Source organism: Streptomyces sp. NBC_00193, assembly GCF_026342735.1.
In the GTDB taxonomy this organism is placed as follows: Bacteria; Actinomycetota; Actinomycetes; order Streptomycetales; family Streptomycetaceae; genus Streptomyces; species Streptomyces stoeckheimensis.
This window is the reverse complement of sequence record NZ_JAPEMM010000001.1, coordinates 3,926,732-3,949,732: the sequence shown is the minus strand read 5'-3', so window position 1 is coordinate 3,949,732 and position 23,001 is coordinate 3,926,732. Positions and strand designations below refer to the sequence as shown.

The following is a 23,001-nucleotide window of genomic DNA, read 5'->3' as shown; positions in this document are numbered from 1 at the left end:
GTCAGGGCACCGAGATCCGCCCTGGCAGCGAACACCAGCACGTCGCCCCGCTCCGCAGGAGTCGGGTTCCTCCCCACCCTGAAGGGCGCGGTTCCCTCGGAGGTTCTGGTGAACCACGCAACCCTTGCGTCTTCACGCACGTCATACGCCGTATGACTAATAGGCGGCAGCCTCCGCGTTGGTGGGCCGAACTGCTGCTCCTGGGGCTCGTCTACGCGGCGTACTCGGGTGGCAGACTCCTCGCCCGGGGCGACGTCGGGCTGGCAGTGGACCACGGGCTCGCGATCCTGCGCACGGAGGAGCTCCTGGCCCTCGATCTGGAGCGGCCGCTCAACCGGCTCTTCACCGGGCAGGCGGTGCTCGGCATACCCGCCGACTTCGTCTACGCCTCCCTGCACTACCTCGTCACCCCCGCGGTGCTGGTCTGGCTCTACCGGCGCCGCCCCCAGCAGTATCGTTTCGCCCGCACCTGGCTGATGGTCTCCACCCTCCTCGGGCTCGTCGGCTTCGCCCTGGTGCCCACCTGTCCGCCCCGGCTGCTCGACGCCTCGTACGGGTTCACCGACACGATGGCCCACTACAGCGCCTACGGCTGGTGGGGCGGGGAGGCCAGCGCACCGCGCGGGCTCGGCTCCTTCACCAACCAGTTCGCCGCCATGCCCAGCCTGCACGTGGGGTGGGCACTGTGGTGCGGGATCGTGCTGTGGAGCTGCGCGCGCCGGCCGCTGGTCCGGGCGCTGGGCGCCGCGTACCCCGCCGTCACCACCGTCGTGGTCATGGGCACGGCCAACCACTACTTCCTCGACGCCGTCGCCGGGGCCGCCGTGATGGGGGCCGGCTACCTCGCGGCCCGCGCCCTGCCCGCCGGGATCACCGGGATCGCCCGGGCCGCCGGGGCCGGACTCCCCGCGTCCGGCGGGTCCGCCGAGCCCGCCCCGCACACCACCCGAACAGCGGGTTTCCGCGGTAAGTCCACGATTGTCAGTGGCGGATGGGAGACTTCCGCGGGTGAGCTCCTACCCGTCCAGCGGTCAGCCGTCGCAGACCCCGCCGCGGTCCCCCGGACCGACGGCGCAGCCGGCGGCATGGCAGGCCGCGCAAGCCGCGCAGCCGATGAATCCCCCGAGTCCCCTGAATCCCCCGAGAACACTGCGGCAACGGCTCGCTGACCTGCGCGGCCCCGCCGTCGCACCGCGCCCGCTCGACGCCCGCGCGCTGGCGGCCCTCGCCGCCAACCCCGGCTGCGGCAGACGGGCCCTGCTCGACGGCGCCGGCGTGGACAAGACCGTCCTCGCGGCGGCCCTCGGCTCCCCCGCGGCCTTCGGGCAGTCGCAGTTCGCCATAGTGCGCGGCAACTCCTTCGAGGCCAAGGTCAAGGGCGACGGCGGAGCCGAGCTCCTGCGGCTGGTGTACGAGCACCTCGGCGCGGGGTCCGATGGCGCGGGGCCCGGCGGCGCGGCCGGCCCGCCCGGACCGGACGCCCTCACCCCCGACCTGACCGCCGCGGGCCCCCAGGGCCGCGCCGCCCGCACCGCGCTCGCGCTGCGCGAGGCGACCGCCGCCGGGGCCTGGACCCTGCTCGACCACCCCATGCTCGCGCTGGAGGTGGCCGGCTCCCCCGCCTACCTGGAGCCGGACGCGGTCGTCGTGCACCCCGACGGGCGCTGGACCGTGGTGGAGATCAAGTCGTTCCCGATGATCGACGGGGCCGCCGACGCCGCGAAGGTGGGCGCCGCCGCCCGGCAGGCCGCCGTCTACGTGCTGGCCCTGGAGACGACCGCCGCGAAGGTGGCCGGGGCCGAGGTCGGGCACACCGTGCTGCTCGTCTGCCCCAAGGACTTCTCGAACCTGCCCACCGCGGCCCCCGTCGACGTCCGCCGCGAGCGCTCCGTGACCCGGCGCCAGCTGGAGCGGCTCACCCGGGTCGAGGAGCTGGCCGGGGCCCTGCCCGAAGGCCTCACCTTCGATCCGGCGTGCTCCGCCGAGGAGCTGACCGAGGCCGTGTCGGCCGTGTCCGCCGCCTACGCCCCCGAGTGCCTGGCCGCCTGCGAGCTGGCCTTCCACTGCCGGGAGCGGGCGCGCAGGGCCGACGAGGTGACCGCGCTCGGCCGCTCCGTACGGGGCGAGCTGGGCGGGCTGACCACGGTCGAGGCCGCCCTCGCGGCGGCCGCGGGTCGCGGAGCGCCCGGCTGCACCGGCCCCGACGGCACCGGATCCGCCTCCGGCACGGCGTCCGACGTGGCGTCCGGCACGGCCCTCGACCTGGCCTCCGACGTGGCCTTCGACGACCCCACCGCGGTCGCGCTCCGGTACGCCGCCCGGTTGCGCGCCGAGGCGCTGGAGCAAGCCCCCGCCCGCATCCGCCCGAAGGCCGTCGAATGTCCCTGCTGAACACCCTGGCCCGGCTGGAGGCCGTCCGCGCCGGGCGGGCCCAGCCGCTGGCGACCGTACGGCACCGGCATCTCGGTGAGCAGCCGCTGGTCCTCGTACCGCTGACGACGGCGGGCGAGGCCGGAGCCCCGCTGGGCGCGATGTTCGGCACCGACCCGCAGGACCCCCGGATCCTGGTCGTGCCGCAGCCGCGCGACCGGGACATGCGGTGGGAGTTCCTGGCCGAGCTCGCCCGGAACCTGATGCCGTACGTCGACGGGTTCGCGGACGCCGTCGAGCCGGTGGAGCGCACCGAGACCGACCCGGAGACGGGCAAGCGGGTCAAGGTGGAGGCCGAGCTCTGCCTGGACGCGCCGCAGCTGATCGTGCCGAGCCGCGCGGGCATCGAGTACGTACGGCTGCTGGGGCGGTCCATGCGGTTCCGGCGGACCGCCGAGGAGGATCCCGAGAACCCGTATCCGGTCCCCGCGCAGGTGCCCCTGCTGGGCCGCTGGTTCACCCACTTCGCCGAGCGCTCCCGGGTACCGGGGTCCTCGATGCTGATGTCGGCCACGGACCTGCTCTCCCGGCACTGGGCCACCGGCCAGAGCAACCTGGAGGACCAGCACCTGCAGGCGCTGCTGGCGTGGATCGACCCGCCGGAGGGGACCTCCGGCGCCGAGCAGGCGCTGCGTGCCGAACTCGGCCGGGACGAGCACGGCCAGCTGCTGCTCCCCCCGGCCGGTCCGGCCACCGATCCGGCCTTCGACAACAAGCTGCTGGCTCCGGCGATCGCGAAGTTCGACGCGGCGCGCACGACCGAGCCCAGGGACGGCGACGGTCCGCGGTTCGCCGAGCGGGCGGTCCGGCGGCTGGTCGTGGACCAGATGCAGAGCACCTGGTGGGCGGTGTGGCACGCGCTGGACCTGATGCGCGAACTGCCGGAGGGCGAGCGGGCCGAGGACCGCTGGACCGGCGACCGCTGGTCGTACACCGGTCACCGGGACCGGGTCCGGGCGGGCGAGGGCCCGCAGCCGCGCCGCGACGACGCGGTGACGGCCGCGCGCAAGCTCGCGGCGCGGGAGACCGAGCAGGTGCGGCTCGACGCCCAGGAGGCGCTGGACGACCTGCTGGTGATGGCGGGCCGGCGGCTCTCGGGCGAGGCCTTCGCCGGTGAGGTCACCGAAGTGGTCATGGAGTGGACGGAGTCGAAGCGGCCGAGCCCGCGCCCGCTGGTGTGGGTGGCCACGGAGGACCGGCCGCAGCTCGCCGAGGACGGCGGTGGCAGCGGCGGCGGCGCGGGTCCCAAGGTGTACCGCTCGCTGGACGGGCGCCCGCAGAGCGCGCAGTTCGTGCGGTGGGAGGAGGACGGCCGGCTCGTGCTGCGCGTCCTCGACAAGATGGGCCGCGGCAAGGACCCGGAGCCGGGCTCGGTGCCGGAGAAGGGCGACCGGGTGTGCTGGACCCTCTTCGAGCACGATGCGCGGGGCGGCCCGAAGCTGCCGGATCCCGAGCAGACGCCGTGGACCCACGGCGGTCCGCCCGCGCACCTGACCGGCGACGCTCCCGTGCTGCCGCTGCCCGACCCCGTGACCGCCGAGGACCTCCTGTGAGCACCGCGAGCACCGCTTTCGATCCGGGCGCGGCCGCCGGCCGGGCCACCGACGCCATCCTGCGCGACACCCTGCACGGCGGGGCCCGGGGCGTGGTCGTCGACTCCCCGCCCGGGGCCGGGAAGTCCACCCTGGTGGTGCGCGCGGCCCGGGACCTGGCGGCTGCCGGGCGCCGGCTGATGGTGGTCGCCCAGACCAATGCGCAGGTCGACGACCTGGTGCTGCGGTTGCACGCGAAGGATCCGGAGCTGAAGGTGGGCCGGCTGCACAGCAGCGAGGGCGACGCCTACGATCCGGCGCTGCGCGATCTGGACTCGGTGGTCCTCTCCGCGAAGCCGGGGGACCTCGCGGGGCTTCCGGTGACGATCTCGACGGCGGCCAAGTGGGCGTGGGTCAAGGACGTGGAGCCCTGGGAGCACGCCATCGTGGACGAGGCGTACCAGATGCGTTCGGACGCACTGCTGGCCGTGGCCGGGCTGTTCGACCGGGCGCTGTTCGTGGGCGACCCGGGGCAGCTCGATCCCTTCAGCGTGGTCGGGGCCGAGCAGTGGGCGGGCCTGTCCTACGATCCTTCGGCGTCGGCGGTGTCCACCCTGCTGGCGCACAACCCGGACCTGCCGCAGCACCGGCTGCCGGTGTCCTGGCGGCTGCCGGCTTCGGCCGCGCCGCTGGTCTCCCGCGCGTTCTACCCGTACACGCAGTTCCGCAGCGGTACGGGTCCGGGCGAGCGGCGGATGTCCTACGGGGTCGCGGGCGACGGCTCGGGCCCCGACCGGGTGCTGGACGAGGCCGCCGAGTCGGGGTGGGGGCTGCTGGAGCTGCCGGCCCGGCACACCCCGCGCACCGACCCGGAGGCGGTGCGGACGGTGGCCCTGGTCGTGCGCCGGGCGCTGGACCGGGGCACGGTGACGGTCGACGAGCACGCGGGCGGCCCGTCCCCGCTGACGGCGGACCGGATCGCGGTGGGCACCGCGCACCGGGACCAGGCGGCGGCGGTCCGGGCGGCGCTGTGCGCGCTCGGGGTCACGGGGGTCACCGTGGACACGGCCAACCGGCTCCAGGGCCGCGAGTACGACCTCACGGTGGTGCTGCACCCCCTGTCGGGCCGCCCGGACGCGACCGCCTTCCACCTGGAGACGGGCCGGCTGTGCGTCCTGGCCTCCCGGCACCGGCACGCCTGCGTGGTGGTGGCCCGGGCAGGGATAGCGGATCTCCTGGACGCCCACCCGTCCTCGGAACCGGTGCAGCTGGGCGTGACGATGAAGTTCCCGGACGGCTGGGAGGCCAACCATTCGGTGCTGGCCCACCTGGCGGAACACCGGGTGGTCTGGAGGCCGTAGCCGGGCTCAGCGGGTCTTGCGCTCCACGCCGAGGCGGGTGCGGAGCAGTTCGCCCACCTCGGCGAAGGTGCGCAGCTGTTCCGGGGTCAGGATGTCGATCAGGTGGCGGCGCACCGATTCCACGTGGAGCGGGGCGGCCGTCGTGATCGTGGTGACGCCCTGCTCGGTGAGCACCACTTCGGCGCCGCGCCCGTCGTCGGCCACCTCTTCGCGGCGGACGATGCCCCGCTGCTCCATCCGGGTGAGCTGGTGGGAGAGCCTGCTGCGGGACCACTGCATGAGGACGGCGAGGGCGCTGATGCGCATGCGGTGGCCGTCGGTGGAGCCGAGGACGGACAGGACGTCGTAGTCGGCTTCGGAGAGCCCGCTGTCCTGGGTCAGATCGCGCGCGATATCGGCGTTGACCAGCGGAAACATCCGCCGCCAGGCGTACCACGCCTGCTGTTCGGGCTCACTGAGCCAGCGCGGCGCACTCTCGTTCCCCGTCTCGTTCTCGGCCATGGTCGGAGTCTAGACCGGTACGTGACATGTCACCTACCTAGTTGACACGTCACCCATCCTCCCGCTCTCATAGGTGACACGTCAACAACATCACCCCGGCCGCGAGGAGCCCACCGTGAACCCGAACCCGAACCCAAACCCGATCCGCCTGCACGTCATCTCCGCCTCCGTCCGCCCCACCTCCGCCGCGCGCCCCCTGGCCCACTGGGCGGCCGCCCAGGCGCGGGCACGCTTCGAGGTCACCCCCGTCGACCTCGCCGAGATCGCCCTGCCCTTCCTGGACGAGCCCGAATACGCCTCGACCGGCATCTACGCCCACGCCCACACCCGCGCGTGGAGCGCCCTGGTCGACTCCGCCGACGCCTTCCTCTTCGTCCTGCCGATGTACAACGGCGGCTTCACCGCACCCTTCAAGAACGCCATCGACTTCCTCTACCGCGAATGGCAGGGCAAGCCCGCCGGCCTGCTCTCCTACAGCGCGGGCGGCTCCGGCGGCGCCCCGGCCGGCCGGATGCTGCGGCCGGTGCTGGAGTCCGTCGGCATGGTGCCGACCGAGGCCTCGGCGGCCGTCCCGGGGATCACGGGGCTGGTCACGGCCGACGGGTTCCGGGCCCCGGAGGGCCTCGCCGCCGAGCTGGCGGCCGTGCTGGACGAGCTCGCCGCCCTGGCGAGGACGCCGGTCAGCGCGTGACGAGCGCCCCGGCCAGGTGGTCGTACGCGGCGTGCGCGTGCAGCCGTACGCCCGTGATCAGGGTGTCGTCGTCGGCGTAGAAACCGGGGTGGTGGTTGCCCACCAGACCCCGGCCGCCGGGGACAGGCACCGGCTCGCCGCTCGCCGGGTCCAGGGCGGTGTCCTGGACGCCGAGCATCACGTACAGCCCGCCGAAGCGGGTGATGAGCTCGGAGACGTCGTCGTAGCCGAGCGTGCCGCCGACCTCCACCACCCGGTCCGTGCCCGCGACCCGGCGCAGGGTGGGCAGCGCGGCCCCGACCCAGGCCGCGTCGTTGCGCACGGCGGGCACGTCCTGGAGCAGCTCGACGGTCGCGGAGGCCCCGTAGGCCTCGGCGGTGTGCTCGGCCAGCGCGGTCAGCCGGCGCTTGACCTCGGGCATGTCCCGCTCCTCGGCGCAGCGGATCGTGCCCCACAGGGTGACGGTTTCACCGATGACGTTGTACCGGCCGACGTCCTCGATGTGGCCGATGGAGACCGTGACCGGGGAGAACGCCGACACCTGCCGGTAGAGCTGGCCGATCCCGGTCAGCAGCGCCCCGACGGCGGGCATCGGATCGACGCCGTACCAGGGCGAGGAGGCGTGGGCCTGCCGGCCGGTGACCGTGACGCGGACCAGGCAGGAGGCCCCGTACATCGGGCCGGACTTGTAGCCCACCCAGCCCTTGGGGTGCGGGGTGACGTGCATGCCGAAGGCCATCGTGGGGACGGGGTCCGCGAAGGCCCCCTCGGCCACCATCAGGCGCGCCCCGCCCTCCTCGTCCACCGGCGGGCCCTCCTCGGCGGGCTGGAACACGAACAGCACGGTTCCGGGCAGCCGCTCCCGCACCCGTACGTCGGCCAGTGCGCGCGCGGCTCCGAGGAGCATCGCGGTGTGGCAGTCGTGGCCGCAGGCGTGCGAGGCCTGCCCGGTGGCGGCGAAGTCCGCGCCGCACCGGTCGGGGACGGGCAGCGCGTCCATGTCGGCCCGCAGCGCCGCCACCCGGTCCCCGGGCAGGCCGCCGCGCAGCACCCCGACCACCCCGTGCCCGGCGATGCCGGTCCGCACCTCGTCCAGTCCGAACCCGGCGAGCTCCCGCGCCACGAGCCGCGCGGTGGCGGCCTCGCGGTTCGGCAGCTCCGGATTCCGGTGGAGGTGACGGCGCCAGCCGATCACCTGCTCGATGCCCTCGTCGCAGAGCTTGTCCAGCGTCTCGTGCACACCATCGGCCATACGCACGTTCTAGCCCATGCACCGCGACCCTCGGGCGCCCTTGCGCGAAGCTGGACAATGGACGGTGGCCCGGAAGCTTTTCGACCCGGGAGCTTCCCGGCCCGGAAGCTTCCCTCACGTCCAGCAGGAGGACACGCATGGCAGAGCCCGAGCGGACCGAGCGGAGGCTGCGGCCCGCGCAGTTGCTCTTCGAGCCGTCGGAGACCGTCACGGACCCGGAGCACTTCTTCGACCTCGAATCGATAGACGACCCGCGGGAACTGCTGGTCCGGGCGACGGAGCTGACCCTCGCCTTCCGCGCCGCCCAGGAGCGGGCGGTGGAGTTCCAGGCGGTGGCGGCGGCGCAGCTCGCGGACCCCCGGCGGTTCGACCGGCTGTCGGCTGCGGCGATCGCGGAGCAGGCGGAGTGGACCGAGGACTACGCCCGCAAGATGATCGAGTTCGGCGAGTCCCTGCTGCGCGGCACCGCCCCCGAGGGCGCCTGAGGGCGCCCCGCTCCTGGCACCTTGCCGCGACCACTGGCATATGCGGGGCGCAACATACCCCAGTCCCACCCGGCCTGTCCCGGTTTCCCGTAACTCCCGGAGATCGGTCCGCTACCGCGGGTAGACCTGGACGCATGACGACGCTGACCAGCTGCCCCGCGCTCGACCCGCGGACGACGACCGCTTCCGCGACCCACGTCACCCCGGCCGGCGCCGCCTGGCTGGCCTCGGCCTCCGCCCAGCCCGGAGGCACGCTGGCCGCCTGGCAGGCCCGGCCCACCGCGCCCGCCGTGCTGCCCTGCGGGACCGCCTTCGACGTCGTCAACGTCCCCCTCGTCCTCGGCCGCCGGATGCTCGACCTGCTCTGGGCCGAAGGCCCCGGCTCCGGTCCGGCCGCCGTGCACCGCGGGCGGACCCTGCTCTTCGCCGCGCCCGGCACGGCCCACCGGCTCCCGGCCCTGCTGGCCTGGGAGGAGTGGAGCACCCCCGTCCCCGCACCGCTCTGCCACGGCCCGGGCGACGCCGTCACCGTGCCCCCGCTGGCGGCGGACGGCGGGCCCTCGCGCTGGCTCGTGGCGCCCGATACGCGGCTGCCCTGGCTGCCCGGTCCCGAGGCGCTGCTGTGGGCGTTCGTCCGCGCCACCCGAGCTGCGGATATCGATTTTTCCGATCGCCGCTCGGGGTGCTAATGTCTCTCTCGTCACCAAGCGCCGCTAGCTCAGTTGGTTAGAGCAGCTGACTCTTAATCAGCGGGTCCGGGGTTCGAGTCCCTGGCGGCGCACAGACGGAGAAAGGCCCCCACTCACGTGGGGGCCTTTTTCGTCGTGTCCTAGGCAGAATGGTCCAGACCTTCTAGGGTGAGCGTTCGTCAAGTCCTTCCGCACGCACTCGCCTTGGGGTGGTTGATGGTCACGCGCCGGTCCCTTCTGATCCTCGCCGGATCGAGCGCGGGGGCGGTCGTCCTGCCCTCCGTGCCCGCGCGGGCCGCCGGGCACGGAGGGCAGGTCATCGATCTTCCCGCCCCCACCTCCCGGCGGCCGGTGGGCACCGTCGACCTGCACCTGGTCGACCACGACCGCGACGACCCCCTCGCACCGGACCGCAGGCCGCGCGAACTCATGGTGCAGCTCTGGTACCCCGCGCTCTCCACCACCGGCTTCCGCCGGGCCCCGTACACCACGAGCCGGGTCGCCGCCGCCCTCGAAACGGGCCTGCCGCTCAAGGCGGGCACCCTGAGCGCCGTACGTCCGCACGCCCGGACCGGTGCACCGGCCGTGCCGGGAGCGCTGCCGCTGGTGCTGCTCGGGCACGGGCGCAAGGGCGGCCGCGGCAATTGCACCGCCCTGGCCGAGGAGCTCGCCTCGTACGGGTACCTGGTCGCGGGCATCGACCACACCTACGACGCCGCGGTGGTGGAGTTCCCGGACGGCCGGGCCGTCCACAGCGTGCTGCCCGAGGAGTCCGACGACTGGGACCGGCAGGAACGCCTCGAAATAGCCGCGCGCGTCGGTGACCTGCGGTTCGTCGCCACGACCCTGACCCGTCGGCGCCGGTCGCCCTGTGCGGACCCCCGCCGGATCGGCGTCGTCGGGCATTCCATGGGCGGGGCCGCCGCCGCCGAGCTCCTGCGGGTGGACGACCGCTTCGCCGTCGGCGTCAATCTCGACGGCGCACTGTTCGGCTCATCGGTGGCCGACCTCGGGCTGGACCGCCCCTACCTGCTGCTCACCGCACTGGAGGACCACGACACCTGGCGGCGCTGGCGCGAGCACCAGCGCGGCTGGGGCCGCCAGCTGCGGGCGCGCGACACCGGCCACCTCACCTACACCGACCTGCCGCACTTCGCCGTCCCGGGCGGCCTGGCGGAGGCCTGGCCGCCCGACCTGTACGCCGAACTGCTCGGGACCCTGGACCCGGCCCGCTCGACCGAGCTGATCCGGACCTACACCCGCCTGTGCCTCGACCGGTTCCTGAAGGGCCGGCCGTCGCCCCTGCTGAACGCGCCTTCCCCGCGCTACCCGGAGATCGGCTTCCGCTGGACCCGCGGCTGACGGCGACGCCCGCACCGACGTCCGCCGCCGCCTCCCGCTACCGCTCCCGCGTGATCTTCACGGTGTACGCGCCCGACTGCGTGCGGTCCGCCACCTCCACGGTGATCCGCTCCTCCGGAATGGTGAAGGTCTCCCCCACCTCCAGCGGGGCGTCCGCCAGCGGCGGGTACACCGACCGGTCCCAGCAGGCCTCGGTGTTCGGGTGCGCGTCCACGACCTCGATCGGCCCGCCGCCCGAGGCCGCCTCGTTGCGGACCCGGTAGATGAGGACCCCTTCGGTGCAGGTGTCCCCGTCGTTGCCGGCGGAGCCCCGTGCCTCGACGGCGATCGCGCTGCCGGGTCCCGTACGGACCACCGCGAGCCGGGTGCCGCCCGTACCGCCCGGACGCGGGGCCTCGGACAGCGGCTGGAGGGTGTGCAGGGAGGAGCCGGATCCCACGCAGTCCACCTGGGAGGCGTCCAGCCAGCCGAGCTTCCACTTCTGCCAGGCGAAGAGGTCCGGGGCCATGCCGAACTGGCTGCCCATGACGTCCCAGTCCCCCACGTACGTGTCCCAGTCGCCCTTGCCGTCCGAGGGGCGGTGGTAGAGGTCCGGCAGGTCGAAGACGTGCCCGGTCTCGTGGGCCAGCACGTTGCGGTCCGGCGGGTGCTTCTCGAAGACCGTGACGATGCGGCGCAGGTCGGCTCCGTCCGCCCGGATCGGCTGCTCGAAGTTGACGACCTTGGTGGCATCGGAGTCGACGCCGGGCGCGTCCGGGTCGGCGACGAAGTAGACGACGTCGTACCGGCTGAAGTCCACCGACGGGTCGGCTCCGGCCACCGCGTCGCGCAGGTAGGCGGCCCGGTCCGCCGGGGCCCAGTCGCGCTGTATCCCGTAGGCGACGGACGGCTTCGGCATCTGGATCCACTGCTTCTGCGGGTGCGGGACCAGCCGGAAGCGGCCGTAGGAGGCCCGCTCGAAGAACTCGCTGGTCGCCGGGAAGTAGTCGGCGGTGAGTTCCCCGGTGGTCAGGGTGGTGCGGTGGTCGGGGAAGGAGAGGAAGACCATGACCGCGTTGAGGGTGCGCTCGGGCTTGGGGTAGGCGCCGTTCCAGCTGTCCAGGCCCAGGGAGTGGTGGGCCGCCGTACGGGTCAGCGCGCAGGGTCCGGCTCCGGGAGCGGCGACCGCGGGTCCCGCGACGAGCGACATGGCGGCGAGCGCCGTCAGGGAAGTGAGCGCCGCCGCCGTGGTTCGCATGCGGGAGCGGTCCACTCCCCCGGGTGTCTGCTGTCGCGGCACATCGACCTCCGGTGGTGGATTAGTACCTCTTCATCCACCTTGGGGCGATTGTCTTACTAATGCCCTGTTCCGCTGCCCCACACGAGTGAGCACTAGGGCAAGCCAGTGACGCCGGGTTTCGCACATGCGCCTACGGAAAGTCACGACCGATCAGGTCGGGTCAGCGGTGGGCGCCGGATGCTCACAGCCGTGCGGAAACGATCATTCGCTGCCAGCCCGACGATCCGTCATCACGCCGAACTCCCGCGTCCCACACGGCGTCGCCGCTGGATAGGGCCGTCCGTGAGCCTCTATGATCGGCACACTTTCCTGCACGGACACTCACACGCACTGCGGGAGCCAACGGTGAGCGGAACCCCAGATGGAACCGGTTCGGCGGCCGACAGCATCCGACCGGCCATGACGCAGCGTCACCCGGCGACGCCGGCGGCGACGGCAACCCCGGACCGTGCCGACGACCAGGCCGAGCACCGGACCGACCACCAGGCCGACCGACAGGTGGACCGGCAGGCGGACCGACAGGCCGACCGACAGGCCGACCACCGGGCCGATTACCGGGCCGCCTTCAACGCGGCCCACCTCCCCATGGCCGTCGTCGACCGCACCGGCCACATCGCCGGAGCCAACGAGGCCCTCGCCGCGCTCCTCGGCTCCGAGCCGCACCTCCTCGCCGGGCAGTCCGCCGCCGACCTCGTCGACCTGGCCTCCGAGGCCCGGACCTGGCACGCCTACCAGGAGGTGCTGCGCGGACGGCAGGCCCGGCTCCGCTGCACCCGCCGCCTCAAGCACCCCGACGGGCACTCCCTGTGGACCGAGATCACCCTCGGCCCCGTCCCCGGGACCGACACCGGTGACGTGCTCCTCTCCGTCGCCGACATCAGCGACCGGCGCGACCTCCAGGCCCGGCTGCGCCACCTCCAGATGCACGACCCGGTGACCCGGCTGCCCAACCGGGCGCTGTTCTTCGAGCGGCTCTCCGCCGCCCTGGAAGCGTCCTCGTACGGGCAGAGCGGGGCGGGCCGGATCGGCCTGTGCTACCTGGACCTCGACGGGTTCAAGGCCGTCAACGACACCCTCGGCCACCGGGTCGGCGACCGGCTGCTGACCGCCGTGGCCCAGCGGCTCACCCAGTGCGCCGACCAGTCCGGCTACGGGCGCACCGGCGGCCACCTGGTGGCCCGGCTCGGCGGCGACGAGTTCGCCCTGCTGGTCGAGGACTCCACCGGCACCGAGCAGCTCGCGGACCTGGCGCGGAGCGTCCTGGCCGCCGTACAGGAGCCCTTCGACCTGGCCGGTCAGCGACTGTCGGTCTCCGCGTCGATCGGGGTGGTCGAGCGGGCGGCCGCCGGGACCTCGGCGACCGCGCTGATGCAGGCCGCGGACACCACGCTGTACTGGGCCAAGGCGGACGGCAAGGCCCGCTGGACCCTCTTCGACCCGGAGCGCAACGCACACCGGATGACCCGCCAGGCCCTGTCCTCGACGCTGCGGCCGGCCGTGGAGCGCGGCGAGTTCATCGTGGAGTACCAGCCGCTGGTGGACCTGGAGAGCGGGGCGGTGCGCGGGGTCGAGGCCCTGGTGCGCTGGAACCACCCGCAGTTCGGCACGCTGACGCCGAATCGGTTCATCGGAATTGCCGAAGAGGACGGTTCCATCGTCCAGTTGGGCCGCTGGGTGCTGCAGACCGCCTGCCGGCAGGCCCGGCGCTGGCAGATCGAGCAGCCCAGCGACTCCCCCGTCTTCGTCTCCGTCAACGTGGCCGTGCGCCAGGTCTGGGACTCCGACCTGGTCGGCGACGTGGCCGAGATCCTGGCGGAGACCGGCCTCGCACCCCAGCTGCTCCAGCTCGAACTGACGGAGTCGGCCGTCATGGGCTCGGCGGGCCGCCCGCTCCAGGCCCTCCAGGCCCTGAGCGACATGGGGGTGCGGATCGCCATCGACGACTTCGGCACCGGCTACTCGAACCTGGCCTACCTCAGCCGCCTGCCCGTCTCCGTCCTCAAGCTGGACGGCTCCTTCGTCCGCGGCTTCCGCTACGAGGAGGGCTCCCACCCGAACCCGGCCGACGAGACCATCGTCGAGGCCCTGGTGCAGCTCGCCCACCGGCTGGGCCTGACGGTGACCGCGGAATGCGTGGAGACCGCCGGCCAGGCGGCCCGCCTGCGGCGCGTCGGCTGCGACACCGGCCAGGGCTGGCTGTACTCCCGGGCGGTGGCCCCGGAGGAGATCGCCGACATCATCGGCCGCCAACTGGCCGCCGCCGCCGCGGGAACGGCTACGGACCCCGGGCAGCCCGAGGGGCCCGCCCCGCACCCCGAGGTCTGAGCTTGATCATTGACAACTCTTCCGAGTGATTGCCTGGTTACTGAACGTTATCTAGCCTGTTGCCGCAGGGTACTTGGACCGATCAGACGTTGGGATGCGGCATGGCTGTGCGAAGCGTTCGAGGATTTCGCAGGTTGTTCACGGCAATGGCGGGGGCGGCACTACTGGCCGGCTCGCTCAGCACTTCCCCTGCCACCGCTGCTGCGGCTGCGGGGTCGGAGGAATTCAAGGCGTTCAGTCTCTGGTTCGACGTCGCCGAACTCTCCAACACCAATGCGTGCATCCCGGCCTGGGTGACGGCCCGGTACAGGGACCCGTCCGGCAGCGACACCTGGACCAGGCTGGTGCGCACCAACACCAACGGCTGCGACTCCGACCCGGAGCACCTGCAGAAGTTCGGCGACTTCCAGAACACCCACAGCCGAGTCAACCTGCTGGCCGGCCCCAAGCCGGCGAACCACATCGTCTGGAAGGACCTCACCAGTCTGACCCTGACGGTGACCACGCCGAACACCCCTCCGGGCCGTCAGAAGAACGTGAAGATCACCCGGGAAGAACTCTGGGCCCAGGACACCAACAACAATTGGCACAAGCTCTTCGACAAGCCCTACACGTACGTGTTCGCCGACGGTTACAACGACTTCGAGATGTTCGTCGACCACTGAGTTCGACGGTCGACCCTCACCGGGCCGGTAGTGCTCGGCGAACAGTCTCGCGACGAGTTCGCCCCGGGTGGAGACCTCCGCCTTGCCGAAGACGGCCTTGATGTGGTCGCGCACGGTGTGCGGGGAGATGAACAGCGCCGAGGCGATATCGGCGGTGGGCAGCCCGCGCGTGATGAGCTGGGTGATCTCCAGCTCGCGCGGCGTCAGGCCGTACGCCTCCGCGACGAGGACCGCCCGGTCGTTGGCGGCCGCCGGCTCGATGACGAGTGCCACGGGACCCGGTTGCCCGGCGGGGCCGCTGAGGCACGAGGCATGGCAGGTCAGCCAGCGGCCGTCGGCGGTGCGGATGCGTACTCTCGCGCCGCCCGCCCGGTCGCGGCCCCGGGCGATCGCCCGTGCCTGGAGCGCGGCGGCGACCACCCAGATCGGCAGCCGCAGGCCCAACTGCGACGGGACGGACGGGCCTTCGGGGAGCTGCGCGAGGTACTGCCGCGCCTCCTCGTTGATCGACATCGGCTCGCCGGCCGGATCGAAGAGCACCAGTCCGGGCGCGGGTGCGTCGGCTGCGCCGGGTCCGCCGCCGGACGCGGACGGGCGGGCGAACCGGCGCACCCGGGAGGCCAGCGGACCCGACAGACCGGCGAGCAGCGTGGTCTCGGCCTGGCCGAACGGGGGGCCACCGCGCATGCGGAACAGGCTCACCACGCCCCACGGCCGGTCGCCGACCCGCAGCACGGCCCGGAGTTCGTCGTCCACGCCCTGGCTCCCGAGGAGCCGGCGGAAGCGTGCGCTGCGTGCGGGCAGGTCGCCGGTGGCGGCGCGCAGACCGGCCGCCGGAACGGCGGCGCGGGCGAGGTCCCGGAACGCGAGGACGTTCTCCTCCAGGAGTTCGCTCTCCCAGTAGGCGGCGCAGCCTTCGCCGGAGCCGAGGTTCTCCACCACCATCGGCGCGGTGACGAGGCCGGTCTCCGGGTCGGTGGCCGCCCATACGGCCGAGTCGAACGGCAGGAGCCGGCGCAGGTGGGCGGATGTCCGGTGGAAGAGATCGCGTGTGTCGGTGGCCCGGTCCGCACCCGACAGCACCTTGGCGTGACCTGACGACACCTCGGCGTGGCGGCGCGCATCAGGCATGGAATTCCCTCCCGTGGTCCGGGTGCAGGCGGTCTGGATGCAGGCCAGCCTGCCCGCCCTCCCGTCCTGCGCCAACCCCCTCTTTGAGGGGGGGCGTTCCCCGCAGGTCACCGCTCCCGGGGGATGGGGCCCCGCACGGGCGGCGGCGAGGCTCGAAGAGGCCGCGGCTCCTTCGGCGGCGGCCCGGAACGTGAAACGTGAAGGGAAGAACATGGACATCGCAATCGTCGGAGCCGGTGCCGCCGCCGTCGGCCTGCTGGACGCGCTGGCGGCCACCGCCGACCGCCCCGGGGCCATCACGGTCTTCGAGCCGTCCCCGCACCTGTGGCGAGGCCGCCCGTACGGCCCCGACCTGGACACGGTGCTGGTCAACGCACCACCGGCCGTCATGTCGATCCGCCATGGGGACTTCGGGCACTACGCGGCCTGGCTGGGCCCGCGCGGCACCGCCCACCTCGACGAACGGCTGGACCGGCCGCTGGTTCCCCGCGCGCTCTACGGCGCCTACCTGACGCACACCGCCGAGACGGCGCTCGCCACCCTGCAGGAAGACGGCTGGCGGGTCCGCATCGTCACCGCCCGCGTCACCGGGGCGGCCCGGTCCGGGACCGGCTGGTCGCTGCGCACCGAGGACGGACGCGGGCACGAGGCCGACCACCTGGCACTGTGCGTGGGCGGGGGAACTCCTCCGGACCCCTACGGTCTCGGCGGCGCACCCGGTTTCGTGGGCGATCCGTACCCGCTGGCGCGCACGCTCGACGGAGTGCCGCCCGGCAGCGGCATCGCGGTCATCGGGAGCGGCCTGACCGCGGTCGACGTCGTCGTGTCGCTCGCCGCTCGCGGGCACACCGGGCCGATCACCCTGCTGTCCCGCAGCGGTGTGCTGCCCTACGTCTGGCAGCGCCCGGTCGAGCACCGGCCGCGTCACGTGACCGCCGAGCGGGTGGCGGCGCTGCACCGGCAGCAGGGTGCCGTGACCCTCGACGACCTCATCGGGCTGCTGCGCGCCGAACTGGCCGAGGCGGGAGAGGACTTCGAAGCCTTCGCGGCCGAACTGCTGGCGGCCGAGTCCGAGGAGCCGGTCCGGCGCCTGCGGGCACAGCTGGCCGCCGTCGACGACTCCGGGATCGGCCGCCGGGTCCTCCAGGAGACGGCGCACAGCGTGGGCCCGTACGCGTGGCGGCTGCTCCCCGAGACGGATCGTGTGCGGCTGCGGCGTCACTTCCGCCTGGCCACGAGCGTGGCCTCACCGATGGTCCCGGTGAACGCCGCCACGATGCTGCGGCTGTTGGACTCCGGGCAGCTCACCGTCGCCGCGGGCGTCCGCGGGATCGAGGCGGTGGACGGGGTGTTCCGCGTCCACGACGCCGACGGCGGCGAGCGCACTTTCGACGTCGCCGTCAACGCCGTGAACCCGCCGCCGCGAGCGATCCCCCGGGCGGCCGGCCTGCTGGTCACGGCGCTCGTGGCCGACGGCGCGGCCGAACTGCACCCGGCCGGGGGCCTGGTTCCCGCCGACCCGCGCCTGCACGTGGTGGGAGACCTCGCCGGGGGCGGCCCGTTCATCACGTCGAGCATCGCGGGCGTGGCCGCGCAGGCGAACCTCGTCGCTCAGAGACTCCGGACGAAGGCTCCGAACGCCTCGGGCGCGATGGTGAAGGCGGGCCCGTCGGGACGCTTCGAGTCACGGACGGCAACCCGGCTGGGCTGAGGGGCGATCTCGACGCACTCGCCGCCGGTGGTCCCGCTGTACGAAGCCTTGCGCCAGGCGGTCGCGCCGAGGGGGGCACACTCGACGCAGTCGCCGCCGGTCCCACCGCTGTAGGTGGACTTACGCCACTGCGCGCCCGTCAGGTCCTGCGTGGTCCCCATAACGTTCCTCCCGTACGCGAACAATCAACGCCGCCGAATCCTCCACGGAGAGCGCCGCGGCCTGCAGATGATCGTAGCGATGAGCACAGTCGCTGGTCGTCTCAGGATTTGCCGTCACGTTGGCCGAGCCGTAGCTCTCGGCATAGACGATATCCGGGTCGCCATCGAACCTGAGGACGTTGAACGCCCCTACCGTGGCCGGGTGTTGTCCAGCGCTGAACGGGAGAATTTGGATCCCTACGTCACGCCGGTACCGAAATTCCAACAGTCGATCCAGTTGCTCCCGCATGATTTCGCGGCTGCCGAAGGGGCGGTGCAACACTGCCTCGTCCAGGATCACCCAGACAAGCGGAGGGCGCTCCCTGTGCAGGATGCGCTGCCGTTCCATCCTCGCGGCCACGGCCTCATCGAGCTTCTCACCCCACCCCGCTTGGAGGACCGCCCGCGCGTACGCCTCGGTCTGCAAGAGCCCGTACACCAACTGCGGCTGGAACGAGGAGATGCGCGTCGCCCGCACCTCCATCTCGGCGTAGGCCTGGAACCAGCTCGGTAGCTGGCTCCGTAGGACGAGCCCCACCAGGCGGGAGAAGTGGCCATCCGTACCCAGCGCAGCGTCAAGCCGCTCGGAGAAGTCGCGGGTCGGCACCCGTTTCGTGTTCTCGATCATGCCGATCAGCGAGCCCGAGCAGTAGATGATGTCGCCCAGCTGCGCCTGTTTCAGCCCGGCTGCCTCGCGCAGGCGGCACAGCTCGTAGGCGTAGTAGTCCAGCGGCGAGGCGCTGGGATCGAGAGCGCGGATGTTGACCATGGGCGGTCACCCCCATGAGGACGCGTGCGGATCCAACTCGTCGCCGAGCGTAGCGACCGGCACACGTTCCGGTACGGGGAATCCCGCAACCATGTCACACAGCAGCCCCCGCCCCCTGGGAGGAGGGGACGGGGGCTACCGGCGCTCGGCGCGGGGTGGGGGGATCAGCAGGCGCCGAGGTCCTTCCAGACACCCCATTCACCGGTGGTGCCGGGCACCTCGTTCTGCGTCCACCACTGGGCCTTGTACTTGCGGCCGTTGTACGAAACCTCGTTGCCACCGGTGTAGACGGTGCCGTGGACGTAGGCCGGAGCGGGGCAGCCCGAGGTGGGCGGCGTCGTCGGCGGCGTGGTCGGCGGGGTGGTCGGAGGCGTCGTGGGCGGGGTGGTGGGAGGCGTGGTCGGCGGGGTGGTCGGCGGCTGGGTGGTGCCGCCGAGGGAGTCCGAGATCTGGTTCAGCAGGGTCGCGTTGGCGTCCAGGCCGAGCAGGGAGTACATCATCGCGCCGGCCAGGCCGCGCTGCTTGCCGTAGTCGACACGGGCCTGGATGGACTTCTGGTTGAGGCCGGTGAAGAACTCGCCGTCCTTGTAGAAGTACGAGGCCTTGGCCTGGTCGTCCCAGAAGGTGGTCGCCGGGTTGTCGACGATGCCGCCGAGCTCCTTGTAGAGCGCGATGCCGGCCTGCTGGCTGGTCGGACGGGCGGCGGAGGCCAGGGTGGCGGGCTGGGCGAGACCGTTGGTGGTGCCGGGCTGCACGCCCTTCCAGCCGCGGTAGTAGAACTCGTAGCCCAGGACCAGCTTGTTCGCGGGGAAGCCGCCGGTGATCCCGTAGGACGCGTTGCCGTCGATCCAGGAGTCGATGGCGTTCTTGATGCTGTACTTCTCGGTGCCCGGGGCGATCACGTCGGTCGGGTCGGACGACGAGGGCAGCAGCGGGGACTGGTGGTACGTCGGACCGTCCGAGTCCCAGGCGCCGTGCATGTCGTACGTCATGATGTTCGCGTAGTCGAGGTACGCGCCGATCTTGTCCGTCTCGATGTGCTTGATCTTGTCCTGGCCGGCCGGGAGGGCCGAGGTCAGCAGGTACTTCTTGCCGCCGTTGGCCGCGCCGTGGGCGTCGAGCTGCTCGCGGAACTCCTTGAGCAGGAGCGTGAAGTTCTGCTTGTCCTCGGGGGCGTAGTGGTTGCCGAGATGGCCGTCCGGCGAGCCCGGGTACTCCCAGTCGATGTCGATGCCGTCGAAGATGCCGGCCGCGCTGCCCACGCCGCCGTAGCCGCCCTCGACGGGCAGGTTGCCCTTGATGTACTGGTCGATGCAGGAGGAGACGAGCTTCTTGCGGGAAGCGTCGGTCTTGGCCGCGTCGCTGAAGTACTTCGAGTAGGTCCAGCCGCCGAGCGAGATGTTGATCTTCAGGTTCGGGTACTTCGCCTTGAGCTGCTTGAACTGGTTGAACACGCCGACGATCGGCTGGTCCCACTTGTCGGCGACACCGCTGACGCTGTCGGCCGCGCTGAAGGACTTCTGGTAGTCGGCGTACGAGTCGCCCGCACCGTCACCGGCGTTGGGGTTGTTGTCGTCGCCCGCCGCCTTGTTCGCCTCGAAACAGGTGAGGTTGGTGGGGTGGATGTTGCCGAACGAGTAGTTGATGACGTCCAACTTGCTCGCTATGCCACGGGTGTCGAGGTGCTTGGGATAAAAGGCGTTCCCGTACACGCTCCACTGGTCGTAGTAGGCGATCTTGACGTTGCCGGCCGAAGCGGTGGTCCCGGCCTCGGCGGCCGAGGCGGTGGTGAGTCCCGCGAAGGCGGCCAGCGTCCCGCCGGCCAGCGCGGCCGTGGCGGCGGCCGCGATGAGGGATTTACGGATGTGCATGAACTGCCTCCGGGGAAGTGGGAGGGGAAGGCAAGACTTCAGGTGGGGATAGTGATAGCGATCACTCCGGGCCCGAGTCAATGGTTTGGACCAAAGAAGGACTAGACCACTCGCAACCCAGAACCCCACGTCAGCGACGTGGACCCCCACCAAAAATCACGCGCCACCCGCCGTGACGAGCGATTTAAGGCTGCCTTCATTCATGCCCTGGCAAGGTTTCGGCAACAAACCAGCCAAACTCCGGATGTAGGCCCGCGCGTGGCCCTCCGGGTTCGCTGTACACCCGTGAACCCTTCCGGGAGGGTCCACGGCGGCGGCAGAATCACGGGATGATCAACAGGCGAACCACCCATCGCATCGTGGACGGCGTCCACATACCCGGCACTTGGCGGCCCGCCTTCATCCGCAACGGCCGCTACTTCCTGACCGACCTCTTCATCTACGCCGACGGGCTCGTCGACTGCTGGGGCCTGGTAACCCTCGAGGAGTTCGAGGAGAAGGTACGGTCCGGCTGGGTGGCCACCACCCTCCCGGAGGGTGCCCCGGCGGCCATCCACGGCCTGGCACGCTGGACGTTCGGTGAGCCCCGGAACCAGCTCACCCCCGACCTGCTGATCGCCGAAGTCCGCGACACCGTCGACCGGCTGAACGAGCGGCCCGACTCGGCGGGTCGCTGCATGGCCGCCGTCAGGGCCTTCCTCGCCGACCGGACGGAGGAGAACAGGGCCGCGGCCCGGGCCGCGTTCCTGGCCGTGCCGGTCTCACGGCGCCGTGCAATGGGTGACATGGACAGCAAGGACTGGAACCTGCGGGTCCTGGTGGCCGGCCCCGGGGGCCGGACGTACCTGGCGGCGGACCCGCCGGTCACGCAGGAAGCGTACGAGAGGGCCGTCGCGCACTTCGAGCAGCAGGCCGACCGGCTGGCGGAGTTGCGGGTGCGCGCTTCCGCAGACGGACCCGTGACGTCGTACGCTCCGGCGGTCCACGTTCATTCCTGGATGCCGAACGATCCGGTGGCCGAACCCGGTCGGCTCGGACTGCACAACGCATACCCCGCCCCCATCACGGTGGACAAGGCCGAATACCCCTCGGTCTCCCATGCCTACTGGGCCCTGTCGGCCGCTCGGCCGGAGGCCCGCGCCGCGATCGCGGCCGCGGCCACCCCTTCCGCGGCGCGGGACCTCGCGGTCGCGACACCGCGCCGCGAGGGCTGGGAGCACGTCCGGGCCGCCGTCATGGCCGGCCTGCTGCGCGCCAAGTACGACCAGCATCCCGAGCTGGCCGACATCCTGCTGGCGACGGGTGATGCCACCCTGATCTACGAGGACATCGACTCGGCCTTCTGGGGATCCAACGCCGGCCAGGGCCGCAACTGGACCGGCCGTCTCCTCGAACTGGTCCGCTCCGAACTGCACATGCGGCGGGCCGGGATCCCCGGCCTGTGACCGGGCGGGCGGCTCAGGCGGCGAGGTCCGGCATGCCGTACGCGTCCGCGACGAGGGCGTACGAGCGGAGGCGGGCCTCCCCCGCGTGGGCGTTGGCGGTCAGCATCATCTCGTCCGCGCCCGTCCGCTTCGCCAGGTCGTCCAGGCCCGCGGTGACCTCGTCGGGGGTGCCGTGGACCACGCTCGCGAGCCGGTCGTCCACGAACTCCCGCTCCAGCGGCGTGTACGGGTACGCGGCCGCCTCCTCGGGCGTCGGGACCAGCCCGGGGCGTCCGCTGCGCAGCCGGAGCATCGACAGCGCGCCGGTCAGCACCTGCGCGCGGGCCTCCGCGGCGGTGTCGGCGGCGAGGGCCGCGACACCGATGACGGCGTACGGGGCGTCCAGGACGGCCGAGGGGCGGAAGGACTGCCGGTAGAGGTCGAGGGCGGGCAGGGTCCCGGCCGGGGAGAAGTGGTGCGCGTAGGCGAAGGGCAGCCCGAGTCCGCCGGCGAGGCGGGCGCTGAAGCCGGAGGAGCCGAGCAGCCACACCGGAGGCCGCCCGGCGGGGCCCTGCACGGGGCCCGGCACGGCGTGCACGCGGGCGTACGGGTGCCCGTCGGGGAAGTCGTCGTCGAGGAAGCGGATCAGCTCCGCGAGCTGCCGGGGGAACTCGTCCACGGCCTCGTCCCGTCGCCCGGCCCCGCGCAGCGCGGCGGCCGTCTGCCCGTCGGTGCCGGGTGCCCGGCCGAGGCCGAGGTCGATCCGGCCCGGGGCCAGGGCCTCCAGGGTGCCGAACTGCTCGGCGATGGCGAGCGGGGCGTGGTTGGGCAGCATCACCCCGCCCGAGCCGAGGCGTATCCGGGAGGTGTGGGCGGCGAGGTGGGCCAGGATCACGGCCGGGGAGGAGCTGGCGACCCCGGGCATGGAGTGGTGTTCGGCGACCCAGTGGCGGTGGTAGCCGCGGGACTCTGCGAGCCGGGCGATGTCGACGCTGGTGCGCAGGGAGGCGTGGGCGGTGCTGCCCGCGCCGACGGTGACGAGGTCGAGCACGGAGAGCGGTACGGGCGCCCGGCCGAGGGCCGTCCCGTGGATCTCGTGGGTTCCCGAACCGTCGCCCGGACGGACGTCTCCCCGTCGTCCAGCGTCCCCCGCGTCTCCCGTGTCACTCATCGTCTCTCCCGCTCCGCTCGCCCGTCCGTCTTCGTCCCTACGAAGAACCCGAACCGCGCGGCCGGTCCGGGCATTCCCGGCACTCTCGGACACCACCCATGACCTTGGCATATGCCTCTGGAGTAGATCCAGGCAGACCGGTGTGATTGAGC

At 72.5% G+C, this 23,001-nt stretch carries 18 protein-coding genes, 1 tRNA gene and 1 pseudogene; 12 read left to right on the top strand and 8 right to left on the bottom strand.

The window, feature by feature from the left end; all coding sequences use genetic code 11:
• Positions 1–152 precede the first annotated feature (152 nt).
• Genes OG898_RS17540 through OG898_RS17525 form a run of 4 tightly spaced genes read left to right on the top strand, consistent with a single transcriptional unit; the run spans position 153 to position 5,323 of the window.
• Entirely contained in the window at positions 153–1,169 is a 1,017-nt protein-coding gene (locus tag OG898_RS17540) for a phosphatase PAP2 family protein (protein WP_250741254.1), read from the top strand.
• Positions 1,114–2,391 carry a hypothetical protein gene (locus OG898_RS17535; RefSeq protein WP_266957888.1) on the top strand — a complete coding sequence of 426 codons (1,278 nt, stop codon included), beginning with the start codon at positions 1,114–1,116 and terminating at the stop codon, positions 2,389–2,391. Before OG898_RS17540 ends, OG898_RS17535 begins: the two co-directional genes overlap by 56 nt.
• The gene (locus OG898_RS17530) at positions 2,379–3,983 is read left to right on the top strand and encodes a hypothetical protein (protein WP_266957886.1); all 1,605 of its coding nucleotides are present in this window, start codon (positions 2,379–2,381) and stop codon (positions 3,981–3,983) included. Before OG898_RS17535 ends, OG898_RS17530 begins: the two co-directional genes overlap by 13 nt.
• Positions 3,980–5,323 carry an AAA domain-containing protein gene (locus tag OG898_RS17525; RefSeq protein ID WP_250741247.1) on the top strand — a complete coding sequence of 448 codons (1,344 nt, stop codon included), beginning with the start codon at positions 3,980–3,982 and terminating at the stop codon, positions 5,321–5,323. Before OG898_RS17530 ends, OG898_RS17525 begins: the two co-directional genes overlap by 4 nt.
• Positions 5,324–5,329: 6 nt before the next feature.
• Here the strand turns inward: OG898_RS17525 and OG898_RS17520 are convergent, their stop codons facing one another.
• Positions 5,330–5,824, bottom strand: a complete 495-nt coding sequence (locus OG898_RS17520; RefSeq protein ID WP_266957884.1) for a MarR family winged helix-turn-helix transcriptional regulator — start codon at positions 5,822–5,824, stop codon at positions 5,330–5,332.
• Positions 5,825–5,939: 115 nt separating this feature from the next.
• Between OG898_RS17520 and OG898_RS17515 the strand changes: the two genes are divergently transcribed.
• Complete coding sequence (locus OG898_RS17515; RefSeq protein ID WP_266957882.1) at positions 5,940–6,515, top strand: NADPH-dependent FMN reductase; 576 nt, start codon at positions 5,940–5,942, stop codon at positions 6,513–6,515.
• Here OG898_RS17515 and OG898_RS17510 read toward each other — a convergent pair.
• A complete protein-coding gene (locus tag OG898_RS17510) occupies positions 6,505–7,767 on the bottom strand; it encodes a M20 family metallopeptidase (RefSeq protein WP_266957880.1) in 1,263 nt (420 codons plus the stop codon). The two genes, OG898_RS17515 and OG898_RS17510, sit on opposite strands and share 11 nt — an antisense overlap.
• A 137-nt stretch (positions 7,768–7,904) precedes the next feature.
• Here OG898_RS17510 and OG898_RS17505 point away from each other — a divergent pair, with 137 nt between their 5' ends.
• The 4 genes and pseudogenes from OG898_RS17505 (at position 7,905) to OG898_RS17490 (ending at position 10,303) form a co-directional block, all read left to right on the top strand.
• Positions 7,905–8,252: a hypothetical protein gene (locus tag OG898_RS17505; protein WP_250741240.1), complete on the top strand. Its 348-nt coding sequence runs from the start codon at positions 7,905–7,907 to the stop codon at positions 8,250–8,252.
• Between the two features lie 134 nt (positions 8,253–8,386).
• A pseudogene (locus OG898_RS17500) lies at positions 8,387–8,969 on the top strand (bifunctional DNA primase/polymerase).
• Positions 8,960–9,033, top strand: a tRNA-Lys gene (locus OG898_RS17495). The pseudogene OG898_RS17500 and the gene OG898_RS17495 overlap by 10 nt, the downstream one beginning before the upstream one ends.
• 124 nt (positions 9,034–9,157) lie before the next feature.
• Positions 9,158–10,303, top strand: coding sequence for an alpha/beta hydrolase (locus OG898_RS17490; protein ID WP_266957877.1), 1,146 nt, complete (start codon positions 9,158–9,160; stop codon positions 10,301–10,303).
• A gap of 37 nt (positions 10,304–10,340) precedes the next feature.
• Here OG898_RS17490 and OG898_RS17485 read toward each other — a convergent pair whose 3' ends face one another.
• The gene (locus tag OG898_RS17485) at positions 10,341–11,582 is read right to left on the bottom strand and encodes a M6 family metalloprotease domain-containing protein (protein ID WP_250741230.1); all 1,242 of its coding nucleotides are present in this window, start codon (positions 11,580–11,582) and stop codon (positions 10,341–10,343) included.
• Positions 11,583–11,981: 399 nt separating this feature from the next.
• On the opposite strand from OG898_RS17485, the gene OG898_RS17480 reads away from it, so the two are divergent.
• Positions 11,982–13,907, top strand: coding sequence for a bifunctional diguanylate cyclase/phosphodiesterase (locus tag OG898_RS17480; protein ID WP_266957875.1), 1,926 nt, complete (start codon positions 11,982–11,984; stop codon positions 13,905–13,907).
• A gap of 161 nt (positions 13,908–14,068) precedes the next feature.
• Here the strand turns inward: OG898_RS17480 and OG898_RS17475 are convergent, their stop codons facing one another.
• Entirely contained in the window at positions 14,069–15,703 is a 1,635-nt protein-coding gene (locus OG898_RS17475; RefSeq protein ID WP_266957873.1) for a helix-turn-helix transcriptional regulator, read from the bottom strand.
• Between the two features lie 211 nt (positions 15,704–15,914).
• Between OG898_RS17475 and OG898_RS17470 the strand changes: the two genes are divergently transcribed.
• Positions 15,915–17,414 (top strand): FAD/NAD(P)-binding protein, encoded by a 1,500-nt coding sequence (locus OG898_RS17470; protein WP_266957871.1) that lies wholly within the window; start codon positions 15,915–15,917, stop codon positions 17,412–17,414.
• Here the strand turns inward: OG898_RS17470 and OG898_RS17465 are convergent.
• From OG898_RS17465 to OG898_RS17455, 3 genes are all read right to left on the bottom strand, one after another.
• On the bottom strand, positions 17,315–17,575 hold the full coding sequence (locus OG898_RS17465; protein WP_266957869.1) for a DUF397 domain-containing protein: 261 nt from the start codon (positions 17,573–17,575) through the stop codon (positions 17,315–17,317). The two genes, OG898_RS17470 and OG898_RS17465, sit on opposite strands and share 100 nt — an antisense overlap.
• Positions 17,535–18,383: a helix-turn-helix transcriptional regulator gene (locus tag OG898_RS17460; protein ID WP_266957867.1), complete on the bottom strand. Its 849-nt coding sequence runs from the start codon at positions 18,381–18,383 to the stop codon at positions 17,535–17,537. Before OG898_RS17460 ends, OG898_RS17465 begins: the two co-directional genes overlap by 41 nt.
• Positions 18,384–18,547: 164 nt before the next feature.
• Positions 18,548–20,254: a glycosyl hydrolase family 18 protein gene (locus tag OG898_RS17455; protein WP_266957865.1), complete on the bottom strand. Its 1,707-nt coding sequence runs from the start codon at positions 20,252–20,254 to the stop codon at positions 18,548–18,550.
• Positions 20,255–20,583: 329 nt separating this feature from the next.
• Here OG898_RS17455 and OG898_RS17450 point away from each other — a divergent pair, with 329 nt between their 5' ends.
• Positions 20,584–21,699, top strand: a complete 1,116-nt coding sequence (locus tag OG898_RS17450; RefSeq protein ID WP_266957863.1) for an NADAR family protein — start codon at positions 20,584–20,586, stop codon at positions 21,697–21,699.
• 13 nt (positions 21,700–21,712) lie between these two features.
• Here the strand turns inward: OG898_RS17450 and OG898_RS17445 are convergent, their stop codons facing one another.
• Positions 21,713–22,849: an LLM class flavin-dependent oxidoreductase gene (locus tag OG898_RS17445; RefSeq protein ID WP_266957861.1), complete on the bottom strand. Its 1,137-nt coding sequence runs from the start codon at positions 22,847–22,849 to the stop codon at positions 21,713–21,715.
• Positions 22,850–23,001 lie beyond the last annotated feature (152 nt).

What these genes read in the sequence shown, in the direction of transcription:
- OG898_RS17520 (WP_266957884.1), bottom strand. Translation starts at nt 5,824, where the DNA reads ATGGCCGAGAACGAGACGGGGAACGAGAGTGCGCCGCGCTGGCTCAGT.
- OG898_RS17540 (WP_250741254.1), top strand. Translation starts at nt 153, where the DNA reads ATGACTAATAGGCGGCAGCCTCCGCGTTGGTGGGCCGAACTGCTGCTC.
- OG898_RS17445 (WP_266957861.1), bottom strand. Translation starts at nt 22,849, where the DNA reads ATGAGTGACACGGGAGACGCGGGGGACGCTGGACGACGGGGAGACGTC.
- OG898_RS17455 (WP_266957865.1), bottom strand. Translation starts at nt 20,254, where the DNA reads ATGCACATCCGTAAATCCCTCATCGCGGCCGCCGCCACGGCCGCGCTG.
- OG898_RS17465 (WP_266957869.1), bottom strand. Translation starts at nt 17,575, where the DNA reads ATGGGGACCACGCAGGACCTGACGGGCGCGCAGTGGCGTAAGTCCACC.
- OG898_RS17460 (WP_266957867.1), bottom strand. Translation starts at nt 18,383, where the DNA reads ATGGTCAACATCCGCGCTCTCGATCCCAGCGCCTCGCCGCTGGACTAC.
- OG898_RS17480 (WP_266957875.1), top strand. Translation starts at nt 11,982, where the DNA reads ATGACGCAGCGTCACCCGGCGACGCCGGCGGCGACGGCAACCCCGGAC.
- OG898_RS17450 (WP_266957863.1), top strand. Translation starts at nt 20,584, where the DNA reads ATGATCAACAGGCGAACCACCCATCGCATCGTGGACGGCGTCCACATA.
- OG898_RS17505 (WP_250741240.1), top strand. Translation starts at nt 7,905, where the DNA reads ATGGCAGAGCCCGAGCGGACCGAGCGGAGGCTGCGGCCCGCGCAGTTG.
- OG898_RS17530 (WP_266957886.1), top strand. Translation starts at nt 2,379, where the DNA reads ATGTCCCTGCTGAACACCCTGGCCCGGCTGGAGGCCGTCCGCGCCGGG.
- OG898_RS17535 (WP_266957888.1), top strand. Translation starts at nt 1,114, where the DNA reads ATGAATCCCCCGAGTCCCCTGAATCCCCCGAGAACACTGCGGCAACGG.
- OG898_RS17475 (WP_266957873.1), bottom strand. Translation starts at nt 15,703, where the DNA reads ATGCCTGATGCGCGCCGCCACGCCGAGGTGTCGTCAGGTCACGCCAAG.
- OG898_RS17470 (WP_266957871.1), top strand. Translation starts at nt 15,915, where the DNA reads ATGGACATCGCAATCGTCGGAGCCGGTGCCGCCGCCGTCGGCCTGCTG.
- OG898_RS17490 (WP_266957877.1), top strand. Translation starts at nt 9,158, where the DNA reads ATGGTCACGCGCCGGTCCCTTCTGATCCTCGCCGGATCGAGCGCGGGG.
- OG898_RS17510 (WP_266957880.1), bottom strand. Translation starts at nt 7,767, where the DNA reads ATGGCCGATGGTGTGCACGAGACGCTGGACAAGCTCTGCGACGAGGGC.